Source organism: Achromobacter sp. SIMBA_011 (assembly GCF_046535435.1).
GTDB classification, from domain to species: domain Bacteria; phylum Pseudomonadota; class Gammaproteobacteria; order Burkholderiales; family Burkholderiaceae_B; genus Achromobacter; species Achromobacter dolens.
In genome coordinates this window covers 1-255 of record NZ_JAWRWN010000834.1, presented here as the reverse complement: position 1 = coordinate 255, position 255 = coordinate 1, and the positions used below count along the sequence as shown (strand labels likewise).

1 protein-coding gene is annotated in these 255 nt (G+C 62.7%); it reads left to right on the top strand.

Going from position 1 to position 255, the window contains the following annotated elements; genetic code table 11:
* Window positions 1-14 precede the first annotated feature (14 nt).
* The coding region (locus SB816_RS33345) for a magnesium transporter (RefSeq protein ID WP_410548421.1) at window positions 15-255 on the top strand (241 nt) is incomplete at its 3' end.

Genomic DNA, 255 nt, shown 5'->3' with positions numbered 1-255 from the left:
AGCTGGAAAAAGCCGTGGTGCTGACGCTGTTCATTCCGCTCATCATGTCGTCGGGCGGCAACTCGGGTTCGCAGGCCACCTCGCTCATCATCCGGGCGCTGGCGCTCGGTGAGTTGAAGCTTTCCGACTGGTGGCGGGTGCTGCTCAGGGAAATCCCGACGGGCCTGACGCTTGGCTGCATTCTGGGCGCCATCGGTTTCCTGCGTCTGACGGTCTGGCAGCAGGCGGGCTTTTATGACTATGGCGAGCACTGGC